Source organism: Mycobacteroides sp. PCS013, from assembly GCF_049532645.1.
In the GTDB taxonomy this organism is placed as follows: Bacteria; Actinomycetota; Actinomycetes; order Mycobacteriales; family Mycobacteriaceae; genus Mycobacterium; species Mycobacterium gwanakae.
The window spans coordinates 3,365,557-3,383,336 of record NZ_CP150131.1 but is presented as its reverse complement, the minus strand read 5'-3'; the positions used below and the strand labels follow the sequence as shown (position 1 = coordinate 3,383,336).

The following is a 17,780-nucleotide window of genomic DNA, read 5'->3' as shown; positions in this document are numbered from 1 at the left end:
TCGATGAGTGTAGGAGGTGCCAAGTGAAGTCGCTCTTTGACTCGTCTGGCTGGGGCCGGGAGCAGATGGGATTCACCGATGACGCCGGACTCTTCGAGGTCGCGGCGGCGGTGGTGGGCCTCGCCGCGTCCGCGGGCCTCTCGCCCCGGGCCGTCACCGCGGTGTTTTTCGCCTGCGATACCGGAATGAACGGCGGCGACCCCGTCTACATCCAGCACGTCCAGTTCTTTGAAGCGGCTATCGCCGAGGAGGTCCTCCTGGACATGGTCGTCCAGGAGCTCGACGCCGCACAGCCCACCCATCGTGATGACCCCGCCGCACGGACGGTGAACAAGTTGTCCGCGGCAATGAGGGTTCCGGAGCCGCCGTCGGCCAGGTGGTCGGGCGCGGTGGTGGCACTTCATGTCGCGAATGCGCTCAACGTGCTGCGCGTCCGCGTGGGGGTGGTACGCGACCCGGTCGCATGCCGATACTCCGTGCATGAACTCATGACCAATGCGTCAGCGGTGGTTCGGGACATGCGCTGCGCCGATCTGAACAGGGGACAGGGTTGATACGTCGGGAGCAGCTGGGCAGCCACATGAGAGACTGGCGCTCATGAGCGGCGAGACCTCCAATCAGGCACACGGAGCCACCCTTATCCTGCTGCGCCACGGTGAGAGCCAGTGGAATGCAAAGAACCTGTTCACCGGCTGGGTCGACGTCGACCTCACCGAAAAGGGCAGGTCAGAGGCCCAGCGCGGTGGTGAGCTGCTGGCTCAGCAGGGACTGCTGCCGGACATTCTGTTCACCTCGCTGCTGCGCCGCGCGATCAACACCGCGCATTTGGCCCTCGACACCGCTGATCGGCTCTGGATCCCGGTGGTGCGGGACTGGCGCCTCAACGAGCGCCACTACGGTGCGCTGCAGGGTCTGGACAAGGCCGAAACCAAGGCCAAGTACGGCGAGGACCAGTTCATGGCCTGGCGCCGCAGCTATGACACCCCGCCGCCGCCCATCGAGCGGGGCAGCCACTACAGCCAGGATCAGGATCCTCGCTACGCCGATATCGGCGGTGGACCGCTCACCGAATGCCTGGCCGATGTGGTGGCGCGATTCGTGCCGTACTACGAGGAGGCCATTGTGCCGGAACTCCGTGCGGGTAAGACCGTTCTGGTTGCCGCCCACGGTAATTCGCTGCGGGCCCTGGTGAAGTACCTCGACGGGATCTCCGACGAGGAGATCGTGGGACTGAACATCCCCACGGGTATTCCGTTGCGGTATGACCTTGACGAGAACCTCAAACCGATCACGGCAGGCGGGGTTTACCTGGACCCGGAGGCGGCTGCGGCAGGAGCCGCGGCGGTAGCCAATCAGGGCGCCAAATAACCTTCCCGGTGAGCCTGACCCACCAAAACTTCGCCAATCGGCGAATATTCGGTGAACTCACGCCTAACACCTGTGCGGGAATGTGTGACTTGCTCGGCATTTAGCCGCACGCTGCTGGGGTGACGTTCACCGAATGCGTACGCTTTTCGCGTGACCGCCTCATCGGGCTCTCTGGTTGCGATCGTGACGATCGCAGCTCTCGTGGCGCTTGCTGCGGGTGCGGTGCTGGGCGCGTGGTACTCGCGCCGCTCCTCGACCCACCGCGCGGCCCGGAAAGGTTCGCAGGTAGCCCAGAGCGGTTTGACCGTTTCCCAGATGCTCGAGCGCATCGTCGCCATCTCACCGACCGGAATTGTCGTCGTCGACAAACACCAGGACGTCGTCCTGGTCAATGCCCGTGCACGGGAGCTGGGCCTGGTACGCGACCGCCAGCTCGACGAGCAGGCATGGACCGCCGCCCAACGGACGCTGGCCACCGGTGAGGCCGTCGAAGTGGATCTGACCACCAAGCCGAAGGCGCCGGGTCGCGCGGGGTTCTCGCTGCGCGGGCACGTGCGCAGGCTCTCCGATGCCGATCCGCGCTGGGCCGTCATCTATGTCGACGACGACTCCGAGCATGTCCGTATGGAGGCCACCCGCCGCGATTTCGTGGCCAATGTCAGCCATGAGCTCAAGACGCCCGTCGGCGCGATGGGCGTGCTCGCCGAGGCACTACTGGAATCTTCGGACGAACCCGAGACGGTGCAGCATTTCGGTGAGCAGGTTCTCGCGGAGTCCCGTCGCCTGGGCAACATGGTCACCGAACTCATCGCGCTCTCCCGGCTGCAGGGCGCCGAGAAGCTTCCCGATCTGGAGGTCGTCGACGTCGACTTCGTGGTGTCCGAAGCGTTGAGCCGGTCCAAGGTGGCCGCCGAGAACGCCGATATCGCGGTCACCACGGACGCGCCCAGTGGTTTCGAGGTGCGCGGTGACCCCACGCTGCTCATCACCGCGATCAGCAATCTGGTGGCCAACGCCATTGCCTACTCGCCGCACGGATCGCCGGTGTCGATCAGCCGCCGGCGCCGGGGCGACAAGATCGAGATTGCCGTCACCGACCGTGGCATCGGGATCGCCAAGGAACATCAGGAACGTGTCTTCGAACGGTTCTTCCGGGTGGACAAGGCCCGCTCCCGCGACACCGGCGGCACCGGGTTGGGTCTGGCGATCGTCAAGCATGTGGCGGCCAATCACAACGGCGCCATCAAGCTGTGGAGCCAGCCCGGCACCGGGTCGACCTTCACGCTGTCCCTCCCTGTTTATGAGGAAGAGGATGACGTGATCGAGGAATCCGCAGACGGCCCGCAAGCAGATCAACCCACCCCCCGCAAAGACGCGACCAACCAAGCCCCGCCGCACGCACCAACCAGCCGCTTACGCGAGGAGCGTCAAGCGACTACACGAGAGGAACATGTACGTCGATGACCAGTGTCTTGATTGTTGAGGACGAAGACTCGCTGGCCGATCCACTGGCCTTCCTACTGCGCAAGGAGGGCTTCGAGGCGACCATCGTCAACGACGGGCCCTCAGCGCTCGCCGAATTCGAACGTGCCGGTGCCGACATCGTGCTGCTGGACCTGATGCTGCCCGGAATGAGCGGTACCGATGTGTGCAAGCAGCTGCGCGCCAAGTCCAGCGTTCCGGTGATCATGGTGACCGCACGCGACAGCGAGATCGACAAGGTCGTCGGGCTGGAGCTCGGGGCCGACGACTACGTGACCAAGCCGTACTCGGCGCGCGAGCTCATCGCCCGCATTCGTGCGGTGTTGCGCCGCGGATCGGATTCCGAAGAGACCACCGCGGGCGATGGCGTCTTGGAGGCCGGCCCGGTGCGCATGGATGTCGATCGGCACACAGTGTCGGTGAACGGGGAAGCGATCACCCTGCCGCTCAAGGAGTTCGACCTGCTCGAATACCTGATCCGGAACAGCGGGCGGGTGCTTACCCGCGGTCAGTTGATCGACCGTGTGTGGGGTGCCGACTATGTCGGCGACACCAAGACACTTGACGTACACGTCAAGCGGCTGCGCTCCAAGATCGAGTCGGATCCGGCCAATCCGGTGCATCTGGTGACGGTGCGCGGCCTGGGCTACAAGCTGGAGGGCTGACCGCTCACCGCAGGGGCCATCACGTACGTGTTTAGACTTTGACGGCATCGAGGCGTTCGTAATTGTGGGACGCTCCGGTTTCGGTTCGGTCAGACACGTCGATGGAGCAGCGAGTGGCGCAGGATCCGCCTCGCCGAGGACGCCCCCCGGTGTCCGGGCTTGCCGACAAACGCCGTCAGCAGATCGTCGACGCGGCCTTCTCGGCCTTCACCGAAAACGGCTACGAGCAGACCAGCATGTCCGATATAGCGGGCCGTGCCGGCATGGGACAAGGCACTGTCTACCGATACGTTGACAGCAAGCGCGAGGTTCTCGACCTGGTCTTCGACTATGCCGTGGAACGCCTCGTCGACACCCTGGCGCTCGACGACTTTCTCGAGGTAGTCGGCGGAACCGGCGGCATCGAAGAACGAAACGACATCATCATGGAGGGCGGCCGCCGCCTCTACGCGCTGGTGGATCAGGAGCCTGCGCTGCTCAAACTTCTCACCGTCCAGTCGGCCGCCGCCGACAAGGAGCTCAAGCAGCGAGTCCTCGGTATCCAGTCGATGCTCGACTCCTACGTGCAGCGGGGCCTGGACGGCGGCCGTCGGGCCGGATGGCTGGCCGAGGACGCACAGAACCACGCCGTGCTCGCGCGGCTCTTGCCGGCCCTGGTGCTGCCCGGTTTTCTGCTCGCACAAAGCCGGCACGACAACCCCGGTACCCGAGAACGTTTCGTGAGTACCGCTTCGCAGATCGCCGAAAGCGGCATCTTGCGCGACGGTGTGGTCCTGGAGTCGAGCGCGGGGAGCGGCGCGGCGGAAACCGTTGATTCCGTGCATGTTCCGGTGCCCGTCGCGGCCGATCGCCGCAATGAACTCCTGGATGCGGCGCTCGGCTGCTTCCTGTCCGATGGATATCACGCTGTCGGGGTGAACGAGATCGTCGAGCGACTCGGGGTCAGCCACGGCACGTTCTACAACTACTACCAGAACAAACGCGACTTGCTCGATGCGCTGATGGTTCGTGAGTTCTCGGCCATGGAGCCCGTCCTGTCGCGGCCGGTTGGCCGTCTGGACGCCCGTCAGGACATCGAACACGCTCTCGCGCAAGGATTTACAAACGCGTTGGAGGCGGTGGCCGAAAGGCTGCCCGCACTGATCTTCGTCTGCACGGAGGCCGCAGGAGTGGATCCGGAGGCATTGCAGTCGATCATTCAGTTCTTCCGCTTCGCCTCGGTGCGCAGCGAGCAGTCCGTGTATTCGATGATCGGTGCCGACCGGATAAACCCGTCGATCGATACCGAGTTCCTCGGCCAGGCATTTGTGTCCTTGCTGGTCGGCGCCGTCACCCTCGTCGTCGATGACGACGGCCGGACCGACCGTATTGATGAGTACGCGCGGGCCATCACGCACTTTTTGCTTTATGGTCTGAATCCAGCGCCCTAGGTCGGTGCGGCAATGAAGGAGCATCCCATCGGCGAACCAGTTGACAACGAGGCCAACGCAACTCGAGCTGGCGTGCCGCTGCGTGCGAAGAGGGCGGCGGCGCTGGGCAAGGTTGTCGCCGGTCACGCCGTCCGCTCGGCGATAACGACGGCGATGAAACCGGTCTCGGCGGACGTCGCGGCCCGGCGGGACGCCGATATTCTGCGGTTCGCCGACGACTTGGTGGCCGTCGCGGGCTCGATGAAGGGCGCCGCGCAAAAACTTGGCCAGCTGCTTTCTGTGGTGGACGTGGGTATCACATCCAAATCGGCCAGAGACGAGTTCACCGCCCGGCTTGCACCCCTGTTCGACAATGCCCCAAGGATTCCCGACGAGACCATGCACGGGGCGCTGGAACGTGAGCTGGGTGAGCTGCGTGCCCGGATCGTGAGCCTCGACGCGGGTGCCATCGCCTCGGCCTCGATCGGCCAGGTGTACCGCGGCCAACTTGACGACGGACGGATGGTCGCGGTCAAGATCCAGTACCCGGATATCGCGTCCAAGGTCCGCGCGGATCTGAAGAATCTGCAGCTGGTCACCAAGCTGGCGGCGAAGAAGATGCCCGCGAGCAACACCCAGGCCATCGTCGCGGAGGTACAGCGGCAGATGATCAAGGAAGTGGATTACCGGGCCGAGCTAGCCCACCACCAGCGGATTTTCCACGCGTTCCAGGGGCATCCGGCATGGCGCATCCCCGAACCGATCGCGCAATTGTGCACCGAGCACGTCCTGGTGACCGAGTACCTCGACGGTATGGCCTTCGACGGCCTTGCCGAACAGGATCAGCCGGTGCGGAACCTGGTGGGGGAGGCGATCTATCGCTTCTACTGCGGTGAGATGTACCGAACCGGATTCTTCTGCGCCGATCCACATCCCGGCAACATCATGCTGCTTCCCGATGGGCGGGTCGGTTTCGTGGACTTCGGACTGTGCATGGATATGGATTACGAGGACGCCGAGGTGCAGCGCAAGGTGTTTCGGGCGCTGCTCTCCGGGGATGACGACCAGGCGTTCGAGCTTGCGGTGGCCGCGGGATTCCTGGCAGACCCGGAGTCCATGGAGCGAAGCGCCGCCACCGAGTACATCCGCGCGGTCAGTAGCTGGCATCTCGGAGACGGGATCTTGCGGATGACGCCGGATATCGCGCGGCGTTCGGTTGCCGATGCCGTATTGCCCTCGTCCAGGTTCTACGACGGCATCCGCAACCAGCGTCTAGTGGAGACGCATGCGATGGCGCGGCGCACCGAAATGTGTGTGGCCGCACTCCTCGGCAGGCTCGGCGCAGAGGCGCCCTGGTCGGCGATTGCGCGCGAGTATCTCGGCATGGCCGACACCGCCACCCCCATGGGGCAGTCCATAGAAAGCTGGGCTCAGCAGCGATAACAGCCATCTCGGGGTAGGTGGGAATGCCGTCTTGTATTTTTGTGAATGGCATGTCAGTCTATAAAACACCTACCCGTGTTCGAGATCACCGAGGAGCGCCGATGACGGCCAACGTGGTGCCGCTACATCCGGAGCGTCTGGAGCTCACTCGCTCCGAGCGAGGCTCTCTGACGGTTCTGTTGCGATTAGGACGGTGGGCCATCCGCCTCTTCGCGTATCCGGTGATTGCACTGTGGGCGCGCTTTCCGCATTTGCCGTGGCCGTACCGAGTCATCGACCTCGCGGCGATCGTGCTGCGGCCCGTTCGGGGAGTGCGTCGTGTCCGGGTGCGACTCACCCACTGTGAAGCCGAGCTCATGTCTGCCGGAGGCGGTTCGTCACACGGTGCCATGCTCTTTCTGCATGGCGGGGCATTTGTCGTCGGCGGGCTGAACACGCACCGCAGGCTGGTGTCGCGCATTGTCACGGGCGCGGGCGTCACGTCGCTTGCCGTCAACTACCGCAAGCTGCCCGGGCACTCGGTCTCCTCGGCGGTCGAGGACGCACTCGACGGATACCGGTACCTCATCGACATGGGCTACCAGCCTTCGGAGATCGTTATCGCCGGGGATTCCGCGGGTGGATTCCTTGCTCTGGCCGCCAGTCTGATCGCGCAGCGCCGCGGACTGGAATCACCCGGCGCTCTCGTGTGCATCTCACCTCTGGTGCAACGTGACCCGGCAGGAAAGCTGGTGCTGGCCGCGCAATCCAACGACCCGTTGTTCCCGCGGGCGGCGCTGATAGCCATGGAGCGCCTCATGATGTCGGGGGAGACGGCTACCGCCGGGCTCAGGGTCCTCGACAGTTTTGTCGAGGGCGCCGCGGCCACGCTGGCTTGCCTACCGCCAACACTTCTTCAGGTGGGCAGTGACGAGATCCTGCGCCCTGACGCCGAATTCGCGGCTGCTCGGCTCGCCGAGGCCGGAGTGCCTGTCGAACTGCAGATATGGAGGAATCAAGTGCACGATTTCCAGATCGCCGCGGATGTGCTCCCCGATGCGAGGGCGGCCGTGGGGGAGATCTCGGCATTCGTCAGGGCTCATGTTGGACGGCGGGCCGCATGAAATTCACCGAGATTCAGATCGACGGCGCCGTCGCGTTGGTCACCGGCGGCGCGCGCGGTATCGGGCTGTCTATCGCACAGCGGCTGGCGCGTGAGGGGGCCCGGGTGGTCATCGCGGACCTCGACGGTGACGCCGCTGTGCTGGCGGCGCGGGAGATTGGTTCGGATGCACGAGGTTTCGCGCTGGACGTGGGCGAGTCCGATGACTATCGACGTGTTGTCGCCGAGGTCGAGGACACCGTCGGTCCCATCGACATTGTGGTGAACAACGCGGGCATCATGCCAGTGGGGCCGCTGCTGGAAGAGTCCCGGGGAGTGGCCGAGGCGACGATGCGCGTCAACTTCTGGAGCCACTACATCTCCTATCAGGTGCTCGCCCCGCGGATGATCGCGAGGGGCAGAGGGCATTTCATCAACGTGACATCGGCGGCGGGAGCCATTCACTCACCGGGCCTGGCTAGTTACGTCGCCTCGAAACATGCCGCCACCGGGTTCGCGCGCAGCGCCCGCGAGGAGCTGGTCGGTACCGGCGTGACCATCTCGACAGTCATGCCGGCGGCGGTCCGCACCCAGCTCGTCGACGGTATTCCGTTCAAGTGGTGGGAGAAACTGGGCATCATTCCTCCTAGCTGGGTGGCACGCGACGCGGTCGGAACCGTGCACAATCGGCCGGCAGTGGTCGGTTCCCCACGAGGTACGGTCCTCGCGCTGCGGTTACAGCATCTGATTCCCGAGTGGCTGTGGCTGCTGGGCCGTCGGATCGTGAATGCGGACAGGACGGTCGGACCCGTAGACCGGAGCGCCCGCAGCGAGTATGACGGCCGGATCGACCGGCAGGTCGAGGCGACGATATGAGTACCCCCGAGCACGAGACCGTCATCATCGGCGCTGGGATCGGCGGGCTCGGCGCTGCCATCGGATTGAAGCGTGCCGGCCTGACCGATTTCGTCATCCTGGAGCGGTCCGCGGGCATCGGTGGCACCTGGTACAACAATCACTATCCTGATGTGGCAGTAGATGTCCCGGGAATCGTGTACCAATTCTCCTTCGCAAAAAACCCCAACTGGTCCCGCACTTTTCCCAAAGGCCGGGAAGTGCAGCAATACATCGCAAGCCTGGTCGACCAGTACCGCCTCAACGACCACCTGCGGTTGGGCCACGAGGTCATGAAACGGGTATGGGACGAGGACAACCACCTGTGGCACCTCACCCTTGCCGACGGCCGGGTCATCACGTCCAGGTTCGTCATCACCGCGGTCGGCGCATTTGTGGAGCCGAAGGTGCCGGATATCCCGGGTCTGGATTCTTTTGCGGGCAAGGTGATCCAGACACAGAACTGGGACCATGACTTCGATCTGCAGGGTAAGCGGGTGGCGGTGATCGGCACCGGAGCAACCTCGGTTCAGCTCATTCCGCAGATGGCGCGGGTGGCCTCCCACGTGGACGTCTACCAGCGCCGGGCCATCTGGGTTTTCGCCAAGCCCGACTTCCCGATACCGCGTATCGCGCGGTGGGCCTTGAAGTACGTCCCGGGCCTGCAATCCCTGATCCGGGGGATCGCCGCCGCCGCGGTGGAGGTCGGCCTGGTGGCGATCACGGTATACGGCAAGCAGATTGCGCCGATAACCCTCATTCCGAACTGGGCCTGCCGGGCATTTCTGTTCAGTCAGGTCCGCGATCGCGAGCTGCGCAAGAAGCTGACACCTCAGTATGGATTCGGGTGCAAACGCCCGAGTGTCTCGAACATCTACTACCGCACGTTCACGCAGCCCCATGTCGACCTGGTGACCGATCCGATCGCCAAGATCACCCCGACGGGAATCGTCACGGCGGACGGTGCGCACCGCGATATCGACGTCCTGGTTCTGGCCACCGGGTTCGAGATGTCGCAGAGCCCCGAGGTCTATCGCGCCCGCCCCGTCAAGGGGCGCAATGGCTTCGACCTGGCCGACTACTACGAGAACAATCGTGCCAGGGCGTATGAGGGTGTCACCATGCCCCAACTGCCCAACACCTTCATGGTTTTCGGGCCGTTCGCGTGGAGCGGCAGCTCCTGGCACGTGATGGTGGAAAACGCGACGCGCATCGCCGTGCGGGTTATCACCGAGGCACGCAAGCGTGGCGCCACCGCCTTCGCGGTAACCGAAGACGCGAACAACCGGTTCTTCGATTTCATTGCGCCCAAGGCGGAATCGACGCTCATGCACGGGCGTGCGTGTGTCAACGCCAACTCCTATTACATCGACCGACATGGCGACTTCTCGTTCCTGCGTCCCACCACGGCGTACCAGTCGACGCGTGCGAGTAAACGCTTTCCGCTCGATGATTTTCGCTTCGACCGATTGCCGGTGGCGGGTGATCGCGCCCCTGTGGCCGAAACCACTGCCGTGCAGGTGAACTAGCCAAGCCTTCGAGAAGGAGACCCGTGTCCATGCCGCTTTTGATGGGTAACGCTGCGATGTCCAATAGGGCGGCCCGTTGAGGGGGAACCAACGTCACGCCGTGGCGGCGTCGGAGGGGGTCCGGGCCGGACTGGCGCGATTAGACCAGTCCGACCCGGGCCATGCGGCAGATCTGATGTGGCAATGGCTCGATGAACTGGGCAAGGCGGGGGACCTCGCAGCATTAGAGGCGGTCTTCCTGATGGGGACCCCGCTGGAGGGCGCAGACGGCCTGACGCAGGCCAGGTACCTGGCCAGTCCGTACGGCCGACTGGTCGATTCGCTGTTGCGATGGGGTCTCGGACGCTGGTGGCAGGGGCATCGGTTCTTCGACGGTGGCCGGTGTGGAATCTCGAACACGCACCGCGAGTTCCGCTGGGTGTGGCGCCTGATGTTTCCCGGCTATCCGCGTCCTGCGGGGTGCCGTGGGGAGGAGGTATTCGATTTCCGCACCGTGACCGTCGAGGACTCGAAGACGCCGGGGCACTGGATTACCCTGCTGGACTGGCATCTTCCGCCGGGAAAGATGAATCGTGTCGTCACCGCCGCCGCGCTGCCCTTGGTGCGGTGGTTCGTATGGGACCTCACCCGCAGCGAGTTGGTTGCGCTGGCAGGCGGGCGCGTCATCCTGGCCAGGATCCCGGTGCGGATTCCCTTCGGACGCCGGTGGCGGACCACAACGTTTTACATGCACAAGTGGGCGACCGGAGGCCCGTCGCTTTCAACGCCGGAATTGTCAGTGAGTAGTCCGTATCGGACATCGAGTGAGGAGCCCTCATGACCACATCAGTTCCCGATCATCACGTCGTCGTGATCGGTGCGGGTATCGGAGGCCTGTGTGCCGGGGTGCGCCTGCAGCAGGCGGGTATCGAGGACTTCGTGATCCTCGACCGGGCCGCGGATCTGGGCGGCACCTGGCGCGACAATGTGTATCCGGGGATCGCCGTGGACATCCCGTCGGTGATCTACCAGTTCCCGTTTTTCCGAAACCCTCAGTGGTCTCGCGTTTTTGCGCCCGGTTCCGAAGTGCAGGCTTACCACCAACAGGTCGCCGAACGGTTCAATCTGCGGCCGCACTTCCGTTTCGGCGTTGAGGTTCGTAACGAGGAGTGGGATGAGGAGAACCACTGGTGGCGGCTGAATCTGGCTGACGGCTCGCTGATCACCGCACGGTTCGTGATCTCGGCGATCGGTCCCTTCTTCGATCCGAAGCAGCCCGGCATCAAGGGGCTCGAGAACTTCACCGGTACCCGGGTGACGCCCGTGCAGTGGCTGCCGGAGCACGACGTGCGGGGCAAACGCGTGGCGGTGATCGGCACCGGGGCGACCGGCGTCCAATTGTGCGGTGCCATCGCCGACGAGACCGAGTCGCTCGTGGTGTTCCAGCGGACACCCGTCTACTGCATCCCCAAACCCGACTTCCGGATCCCGGTGATTGCCCAATGGGCGCTTCGTATCCCCGGATTGTTCTCCGTGATCGAGTGGGGGGCCCTGCTCGGCGGGAGCCTGGGTCTGTGGTTCCTGATTCACACCCCGGGCGCGGTGATGCGGCCGTTGATGCGGTTGTTCGATGCCGCCGGGCGTGCACTGTACGGGGCGTACCTGCGTGCGGTGGTGAAGGACAGGAAGGTCGCGCGGGATCTTCTCCCGCACTTCGGGCCGCTGGGGAACCGGCCAACTCTCAACTCCGCCTTTCCGCGGGTCTTCAACAAGCCGCACTGCTCACTGGTCACCACGCCCATCGACGAGGTCGTTCCCGAGGGAGTCAGGACCTCGGACGGGACGGTGCATGAGGCCGATTTCTTGATCACCGCAACAGGTTTCGATCTGTTCTCCGAACCCGCCTCCTACAAGCGAGGACGTGTGACCGGCGCCGGTGGCCGTGATCTGGGGGACTTCTTCAACACTCGCGGTATGCAGGCGTACGAGAGCGTCTCGATCACCGGCTTCCCCAACCGCTGGATCATCGTCGGGCCCTACTCCTGGACCGGCAACGGCGGATGGCACGGGCTGGCGGATACCGCCGTCACGCACATCGTCCGGGCCATCTCCCTTGCGGGAGAGCGCGGTGCCAGCCGTATGGAAGTGCGCCAGGAGGCACTGGACCGTTTCCACCAACTCATGCTGCGCAACGGGCGGAACCTGAAGTACTACTTCACGGAACTCAATCGAGGTGTGCGGTCATACTGGAAGAACGCCGACGATGATGTACCGCTGTTGCGGCCGACCACGACCCTGCAGGCCCGCCGGGCGGCGAAGAAGTTCCCGGCGGATGACTACGAGTATGCGCAACAGAGTCAACGTGTTGATTCCACTGTGGTCCTCAATGATTCACAGGTGGTGGTCTGAGGATGGGGTGGCCGATGCTCGCCCCTAAGTATCGGATCCCGATGTCGGCGGACGATTCCGCGTTCGAATCGGCAGCCATCGTGCTGCGCACCTCCCACACCTTCGATGCGCCACGTGGTCAGGTGTGGGCGGCGCTGGACAGTGACCATGCCTGGTCATGGCTGCCCTTCGGGTGCGGTGTGCGCTATGACGAACCGTGCCGGCGAGTGGGCATGGAGCGAGAGATGGGCACCGTGGCGGTTCCTGTGGATCCAGCGCGAGAGATTCTGGCGGTACGAGGCGCCGCATCGGCTCACCTACTCAGCGGTGGCAGGAACCTGGCCCCTGTTGCGGCTGTGGGCCGAGGACTACGTGCTGACCAGCACTCCCGACGGCTGCACCGTCGATTGGACGGTGGCGATAACCCCGCGTTTTGTTTCCGGGTTGCCCTTGCGCTGGCTCCAGCCCCTGCTGCGGGTGGTCTTCGCGTGGGGTTTCCGGCCGGGTATGCGGTCGCTCATCGCGCTCCTGGAAGGCACGGACATATCCCGGGATGCGGTGTAAGGCTTAGCGGCCCTGCACTCTTCTGTTGGTTTCGACGCGCTCGGCATCCGGCCAAATCGACTTGGCCGCAGGAGAATCACAGAACACCGGCGAATCCTGCCAGTCCATGTCGATGGCACCCAGGCCGGACTGCTTATGCACCATGCAGCTTGCGGTGAGCACCTTGCGGGTATTCAGGTCGACCTCTTCGGCAGTCATCGTCAACGTGATGATGTGGGTGTAGCCGGCCGCGGTGGGCAGGTAGAAATCCAGGTCGCGGCTGGAGAACGCGCCGCTGTTGACCACGATGTACCCGTCGCCACTGGGATAGACGGCCTGCCCGAACATCTGGACCCGCTCGAAGTGGGTGGTGTTCTTCTCGGCTCGCCATACGGAAAATCGGGTGTTGACAGCACCATTCATGACCCGGGTCGATATCGGGATGATCATCTCGTCGCGACCGTCTCCGTCGATGTCCTGCAGACCGGCCGGCGAGGGGCTGGACGGCTCCAGCAGTTCGTTGACCTCTTGTAACGTGTTTCCGCCGGCATCCTTGATGGTGACCCGAACTGACAATGGTGGATAGTCCGGAGCCTCGTTGTTGTCGCGGTTTGGGCGCCAATACTCCACATCGAAGGTGATCCCGGTGCCGTCGGCCGCAGACAGCCGGCAGTCTGTATGTGCCTTGGGGCTATCCGGGACGATCGTGGTGGCTCTGCTCGGGCACGGCGGCAAAGCAGCCCGTGCCACTGCCACGGGATGGACCGTCTGCGCCGAAACCAGTAGGGCGGCAGCGGCGATACCCGCGCCCAGACCACCTATGTGCCGGGACATTGCCTACTTCTGACCGGGGAGCGTGGGCAGCGGCGGGAGGGCCGGCGCGGGTGACTTGCCCGGTGCGGGTGCCGCCTCTTCGGGAAGCAGCTTCTGGTCGCCGGGGTGCATGATGGTGCCGGTCGAGTTGGCATTCTTGGGGCCGATATCGGTCACCTGCCAGTTGTCGCCATCCTTCTTGACCGTGATCTGCAGAACCAGTGTGGTAGCCCGCGGTTCCGGGTTCTGGACATTCCGGGTGGTTTGTCGGGTGGTGACCACCACCTGGTAGATGCCGTTCTGCTGGGCAACGGCATCCGCGGCGATGATCTCGCCCTTGGACGTCACCTGGGCCTGCAGCATGATGGCCTTGAGCAGCTTCTCGGCATCGCTGTACTTGTTCTTCAGCGGTTCCGCAGCGTTCTCTTTGACGTTCTTGAAGAAGCCGTCCGGGTCTTCGAAGCTATAGGTGAGCGATTTCATCGCGTACGCCGACGCCGCGTCAGTGGCCGCGGTGCGTTCGGTATCGCCGGCGCGCGTGGCGGCGAGGGCATCGGACAACTTCTGATACTGCCAGCCGCCGAGGACCGCTCCCATGATTCCCAACGCGAGCAGACCGAAGGTGATCCACTTCCAGATATTGGAAGCGCCATCGCTTTCGGCCGGATCCGTTTCTTGTTCAACGGCCTTGGCCCGCTTTACCCGCTTGGCTTTCGGTTCCGCGTCAGATTCGGTCTCGGCGGAATCGGTGGTGGACTTAGTCTCCGATTCCGCGAGCTCATCGGGATCTGCGTCATCGAGGGTGAGTGTGCGATCATCGATGTCGGTCATGATCCGGGCCTTCCTGCTGTTGCCGTTTGTGGTGCCGATGTGGGTTTGGGTGCGGGTGGGGTGGCAGCCGGCCGCGATGGCTGAGCTGATCCTGGCTGCGGTGTATCGGGCTGTGGCCATTCGGGTACCCCGAGATGGATGCGCAGTCCGCCCTGGTTGTTGAAGGTGGAATCCCAGAAGTCCAGCCAGTGTCCGGCATCCAGCTTGACGTCGCGCAGCGGCGCGACGATGGGTTCGAGGACCGTCGCGAATTCCGAGAGCGGCCCGGCCAGGGCGTCGACGTAATCAAAGAGCTTTTCGACCAGATCGGTCAGTGGTTTCCCATCCCCCATGCCGGCTTCGACGAGAGGTTCGAGCCGTTCGAGCACTTTCACCAAAGACACCAGACCATCCATACTGGCGGGCACGGTTTTGGCGGACTGTTTCATGATTTCCCCGGCCCGGATCTCTCCGAGGCCGTTGGTGAGTGTCGACATGTTGCCGGTCAGCTGGCTCAGATAGTTCTTGTCGTCTTGCACCATGTGCGCGAACAGCCTTGTCGTGGTAGCCAACTGATCGATGGTCTTGGTGTTATCGACGAAGCCGGCGGCCACATTGTTGAGTGTTGTTTTCAAATCGTCGGCGTTCATGGCCTGCATGAGTGCATTGCCCTTTTGGAGCAGATCGCTGACGGTGTAGACAGATGCAGCCTTCGACGCGGGGATCACCGCTCCATCGCTGTAGTAGGGCGGTTCGATGCGAGCGGGTTTGAACTCGACATATTGCTCGCCAGCCGCTGAGAGGTTCTGGACGCTCACTTTGCTGTCGACGGGAATGGGGTAGCCGCTGTCGAGGGCCATCGAGATCGCCAACCCCGACGGGGTGGCCTGAATGTTGGTGACCCGGCCGACTTTGATGCCCCGCAGGGTGACCTGCGAGGTGGACATCAGCCCGCCAGAGCTTTCCAGCATGAGCGTCATGTGATTGGTCTTGTTGGTGGAGGCGATGTCCAAGACACCGAAGGCCATGTAGACGGCGCCCACCAGCGAAATGATCGAGAGCACCGCGAGAGTGAGTAGGACATTGAGCCTCATCGCACCAGCCCCATCGTCTGCATGTTCCGGATAACCGAGTCGGCGCGTTCCCCGGGGCTGACTCCCAATGTGCCATCGGGAGTTTGGATATCGGTCACGGTGTACTTGGGACCGCCGTCCTTGAAGAACGGGATGATCCGATCGCGAATGGTTCGCACCATCTTGTCGCCTAGCACCGGAATGGTGGTGTCGGCCGTCGAGGTGCTGTGAATGAATGGGGTGAGATAGGACAGGATCTCCATCAGATTGGGGTAGTCGAGGATCATTCCGACCTGCCGTCCAAGTTCGGCACCCTCGATGATTAGATCACTAAGACTCAGCACCACTTTGGCCAGTGATGGCAGTTTGGTGGGCCCTTCGGTGAGCAACCTCCTGTACGTGCCTTTATTGGCGCGGAAGGACTCGCTAACGGTTTGCATGTTCGTGAGGATCTTGTTGAGAGTGTCCTGATTCGTGGACAGGTCATTGATGATTCCGGCGAGCGATCGATGAATGCGGTCGAGTTCCTCCGGTGGCGGGAAGGCGCTGTTCATATTTGCGACGGTGGTCTGCATGGTGTTCAGGCTGCCGCCGCCGATCAGATTTGCCATGGACCGCATGAGATCTTCGACGTTGGCCGCTGGCACCGTGTTGGCCAGGGTGATGGTGTCGCCATCCTTGAGATGGGTGGGAGCCGGATCGGTGGGTGAGATCATGGCTATGTAGATGTCTCCGAGCACGGTGGCCTGCCGCAGCTCGGCCCTGACGTTTTCCGGGAACTTCGCACCGCCGTCGATATCTACGTAGACGACGGGGGTCGTGCCTTTGAGCTCCACCCGATCCAACAGGCCCACCTGCACGCCGCCCGAGTCGACCTTCGCCCGTCCGGGCAGATTGAGCACGCTGGAGAATTCGATCTTGAGGCGGTACGTGTTCTTCGGTATGTACGCGCCGGGCATCGGCATCTTGGTGGGATCCAGTGCCTCCGTGGAGCACGCCGGGACCACTGCGAATGCTGCGGCGAATAGGACGATCAGTACACGTCGAATCATGACAGTGCCGCCCCCATGATCAGATTCGTCAAACCGAGGGTCACCGGGTCCGAGGCGGTTCCGGGTGCACATGCCGCCTGGGAGCCAGGGGTGTTGCGGTCACGCAGGTTCTGGCAGATGGCACTGGCTTGTTCCGGCGAGATGGCAACGCGCGGAGGGATATAGGTGACCCCATGGGTCTTCGTGTTCGGCAGGTAGATGTCGTCGGCCAGCCAATTGATCACCGGAGGCAGGGTGCTGAAGAAGGTGAGGATATGCGGGGTGTACGCGTTGAGGATGTCGCGCACAAAGGGCACCAGCTTGTCGAATACATTCTTGTAGAGCCGGCCGGCGGCGCGCTGGACCATGCCATTCACCGTCGGAAGGACGGAACGCAAGTAGTCGAGACCCTTGGCGAAATTATCGGAGATGCCCGCGATCAGGCGGGCAACGTCGGGAAGCATCTCAATGATGGTCGCGAACTCGTTCCAATACTGCAGCCAGTTCGAGGTGACGATGGCGCTGTTCTCGAACAGCTGGCGGTAGTCCGCGTCTGCCTTGTACGGGTCACCCACCATTTTGGTGAGATTACTTAGCATCTCCTTGAACCCGGGTCCCACCCCGTCGAGTGATCTGGCCGCGCCCTTGAGCGTCTGGTTGAGTGCCTGCACGCCCGGCGAGTTCACTGGGTCCTGGCCGGGAGCTGCTTGCATCAGAGTGTCCGCGAGTTCACCAATCGCCGAAAATGATTCGGTGACGGACACCGGCGTCCTGGTGTTCTCGATTGCGATGCACTGATTGCCGTCGAATTTGGGGCCCTCACTCCATGACCTAGTGAGCTCGATACTGCGGTTGGTGATCACTGACTGCGAGTAGCTTGCCGCGCCGACATCGGCTGGCAGGTCCATATCGCTGGGGATCTCGAAATCGACCTCGACGTGGTCGGGCTTGTTGGTGACGGCTGTTACGGTGCCGATCTCGACACCGAGAAGCAAGACCTTGTTGCCCTTGTACAACCCGGACCCGTCGCGGAAATTCGCGCAGAGCGCCCGGGTGTCGTCCAGGAACGGGATATGAGCGTTCCCCAGGTACGGCATCACCATGTTCTTGACGGCGGGAAACACTGTGCGCGCACCGAAGATTCCGGCAACCGCCACTACCGCGACAAGTACCACGCCGATGGCGCTCACCAGACCCGCGCGCGCGAGGGGACGCATACCCGCGAGACGGGTCCGAATGCTGCTGACAAATGCTGGCTGTGTCATCAAGGGC

Annotated in this window: 16 protein-coding genes and 1 pseudogene; 12 read left to right on the top strand and 5 right to left on the bottom strand. The window is 63.3% G+C overall.

Annotation, left to right across the window (positions count from 1 at the left end; translation table 11 throughout):
* The first annotated feature begins 23 nt into the window (after positions 1-23).
* From RHO23_RS17020 to RHO23_RS16965, 12 genes and pseudogenes are all read left to right on the top strand, one after another.
* Complete coding sequence (locus tag RHO23_RS17020; protein WP_070923026.1) at positions 24-554, top strand: hypothetical protein; 531 nt, start codon at positions 24-26, stop codon at positions 552-554.
* A gap of 43 nt (positions 555-597) precedes the next feature.
* On the top strand, positions 598-1,368 hold the full coding sequence (locus RHO23_RS17015; protein ID WP_030096441.1) for a phosphoglyceromutase: 771 nt from the start codon (positions 598-600) through the stop codon (positions 1,366-1,368).
* A 150-nt stretch (positions 1,369-1,518) separates the two neighbouring features.
* Positions 1,519-2,832 carry a sensor histidine kinase gene (locus RHO23_RS17010; protein WP_064409618.1) on the top strand — a complete coding sequence of 438 codons (1,314 nt, stop codon included), beginning with the start codon at positions 1,519-1,521 and terminating at the stop codon, positions 2,830-2,832.
* Positions 2,829-3,515 (top strand): response regulator transcription factor, encoded by a 687-nt coding sequence (locus tag RHO23_RS17005; protein WP_030096443.1) that lies wholly within the window; start codon positions 2,829-2,831, stop codon positions 3,513-3,515. Before RHO23_RS17010 ends, RHO23_RS17005 begins: the two co-directional genes overlap by 4 nt.
* A 149-nt stretch (positions 3,516-3,664) precedes the next feature.
* On the top strand, positions 3,665-4,945 hold the full coding sequence (locus RHO23_RS17000) for a TetR/AcrR family transcriptional regulator (RefSeq protein WP_070923025.1): 1,281 nt from the start codon (positions 3,665-3,667) through the stop codon (positions 4,943-4,945).
* A gap of 72 nt (positions 4,946-5,017) precedes the next feature.
* Positions 5,018-6,367, top strand: a complete 1,350-nt coding sequence (locus RHO23_RS16995) for an ABC1 kinase family protein (protein ID WP_070923173.1) — start codon at positions 5,018-5,020, stop codon at positions 6,365-6,367.
* Between the two features lie 101 nt (positions 6,368-6,468).
* Positions 6,469-7,470: an alpha/beta hydrolase gene (locus tag RHO23_RS16990; RefSeq protein ID WP_030096446.1), complete on the top strand. Its 1,002-nt coding sequence runs from the start codon at positions 6,469-6,471 to the stop codon at positions 7,468-7,470.
* Positions 7,467-8,324, top strand: a complete 858-nt coding sequence (locus RHO23_RS16985; RefSeq protein ID WP_070923024.1) for an SDR family NAD(P)-dependent oxidoreductase — start codon at positions 7,467-7,469, stop codon at positions 8,322-8,324. Before RHO23_RS16990 ends, RHO23_RS16985 begins: the two co-directional genes overlap by 4 nt.
* Positions 8,321-9,871: a flavin-containing monooxygenase gene (locus RHO23_RS16980; protein WP_030096448.1), complete on the top strand. Its 1,551-nt coding sequence runs from the start codon at positions 8,321-8,323 to the stop codon at positions 9,869-9,871. Before RHO23_RS16985 ends, RHO23_RS16980 begins: the two co-directional genes overlap by 4 nt.
* Positions 9,872-10,046: 175 nt before the next feature.
* Complete coding sequence (locus RHO23_RS16975; RefSeq protein WP_070923172.1) at positions 10,047-10,691, top strand: hypothetical protein; 645 nt, start codon at positions 10,047-10,049, stop codon at positions 10,689-10,691.
* A complete protein-coding gene (locus RHO23_RS16970) occupies positions 10,688-12,259 on the top strand; it encodes a flavin-containing monooxygenase (RefSeq protein WP_070923023.1) in 1,572 nt (523 codons plus the stop codon). Before RHO23_RS16975 ends, RHO23_RS16970 begins: the two co-directional genes overlap by 4 nt.
* A gap of 14 nt (positions 12,260-12,273) precedes the next feature.
* A pseudogene (locus RHO23_RS16965) lies at positions 12,274-12,802 on the top strand (SRPBCC family protein).
* 3 nt (positions 12,803-12,805) lie between these two features.
* Here RHO23_RS16965 and RHO23_RS16960 read toward each other — a convergent pair.
* From RHO23_RS16960 to RHO23_RS16940, 5 genes are read right to left on the bottom strand one after another with little or no spacing between them, the layout of a single operon-like run.
* Positions 12,806-13,615, bottom strand: coding sequence for a hypothetical protein (locus tag RHO23_RS16960; RefSeq protein WP_070915566.1), 810 nt, complete (start codon positions 13,613-13,615; stop codon positions 12,806-12,808).
* A gap of 3 nt (positions 13,616-13,618) precedes the next feature.
* The gene (locus RHO23_RS16955; protein WP_064409613.1) at positions 13,619-14,425 is read right to left on the bottom strand and encodes a hypothetical protein; all 807 of its coding nucleotides are present in this window, start codon (positions 14,423-14,425) and stop codon (positions 13,619-13,621) included.
* Positions 14,422-15,498 carry an MlaD family protein gene (locus tag RHO23_RS16950; RefSeq protein WP_064409612.1) on the bottom strand — a complete coding sequence of 359 codons (1,077 nt, stop codon included), beginning with the start codon at positions 15,496-15,498 and terminating at the stop codon, positions 14,422-14,424. Before RHO23_RS16950 ends, RHO23_RS16955 begins: the two co-directional genes overlap by 4 nt.
* Complete coding sequence (locus tag RHO23_RS16945) at positions 15,495-16,529, bottom strand: MlaD family protein (protein WP_064409611.1); 1,035 nt, start codon at positions 16,527-16,529, stop codon at positions 15,495-15,497. Before RHO23_RS16945 ends, RHO23_RS16950 begins: the two co-directional genes overlap by 4 nt.
* Positions 16,526-17,773 carry an MlaD family protein gene (locus RHO23_RS16940; RefSeq protein ID WP_064409610.1) on the bottom strand — a complete coding sequence of 416 codons (1,248 nt, stop codon included), beginning with the start codon at positions 17,771-17,773 and terminating at the stop codon, positions 16,526-16,528. The genes RHO23_RS16945 and RHO23_RS16940 overlap by 4 nt, the downstream gene beginning before the upstream one ends.
* Positions 17,774-17,780: the final 7 nt, after the last annotated feature.

Coding starts and splice junctions, on each gene's coding strand:
- RHO23_RS16975 (WP_070923172.1), top strand. CDS start 10,047: ATGTGGCAATGGCTCGATGAACTGGGCAAGGCGGGGGACCTCGCAGCA.
- RHO23_RS16990 (WP_030096446.1), top strand. CDS start 6,469: ATGACGGCCAACGTGGTGCCGCTACATCCGGAGCGTCTGGAGCTCACT.
- RHO23_RS17015 (WP_030096441.1), top strand. CDS start 598: ATGAGCGGCGAGACCTCCAATCAGGCACACGGAGCCACCCTTATCCTG.
- RHO23_RS16940 (WP_064409610.1), bottom strand. CDS start 17,773: ATGACACAGCCAGCATTTGTCAGCAGCATTCGGACCCGTCTCGCGGGT.
- RHO23_RS16980 (WP_030096448.1), top strand. CDS start 8,321: ATGAGTACCCCCGAGCACGAGACCGTCATCATCGGCGCTGGGATCGGC.
- RHO23_RS16950 (WP_064409612.1), bottom strand. CDS start 15,498: ATGAGGCTCAATGTCCTACTCACTCTCGCGGTGCTCTCGATCATTTCG.
- RHO23_RS16945 (WP_064409611.1), bottom strand. CDS start 16,529: ATGATTCGACGTGTACTGATCGTCCTATTCGCCGCAGCATTCGCAGTG.
- RHO23_RS17005 (WP_030096443.1), top strand. CDS start 2,829: ATGACCAGTGTCTTGATTGTTGAGGACGAAGACTCGCTGGCCGATCCA.
- RHO23_RS16960 (WP_070915566.1), bottom strand. CDS start 13,615: ATGTCCCGGCACATAGGTGGTCTGGGCGCGGGTATCGCCGCTGCCGCC.
- RHO23_RS16985 (WP_070923024.1), top strand. CDS start 7,467: ATGAAATTCACCGAGATTCAGATCGACGGCGCCGTCGCGTTGGTCACC.
- RHO23_RS16970 (WP_070923023.1), top strand. CDS start 10,688: ATGACCACATCAGTTCCCGATCATCACGTCGTCGTGATCGGTGCGGGT.
- RHO23_RS16955 (WP_064409613.1), bottom strand. CDS start 14,425: ATGACCGACATCGATGATCGCACACTCACCCTCGATGACGCAGATCCC.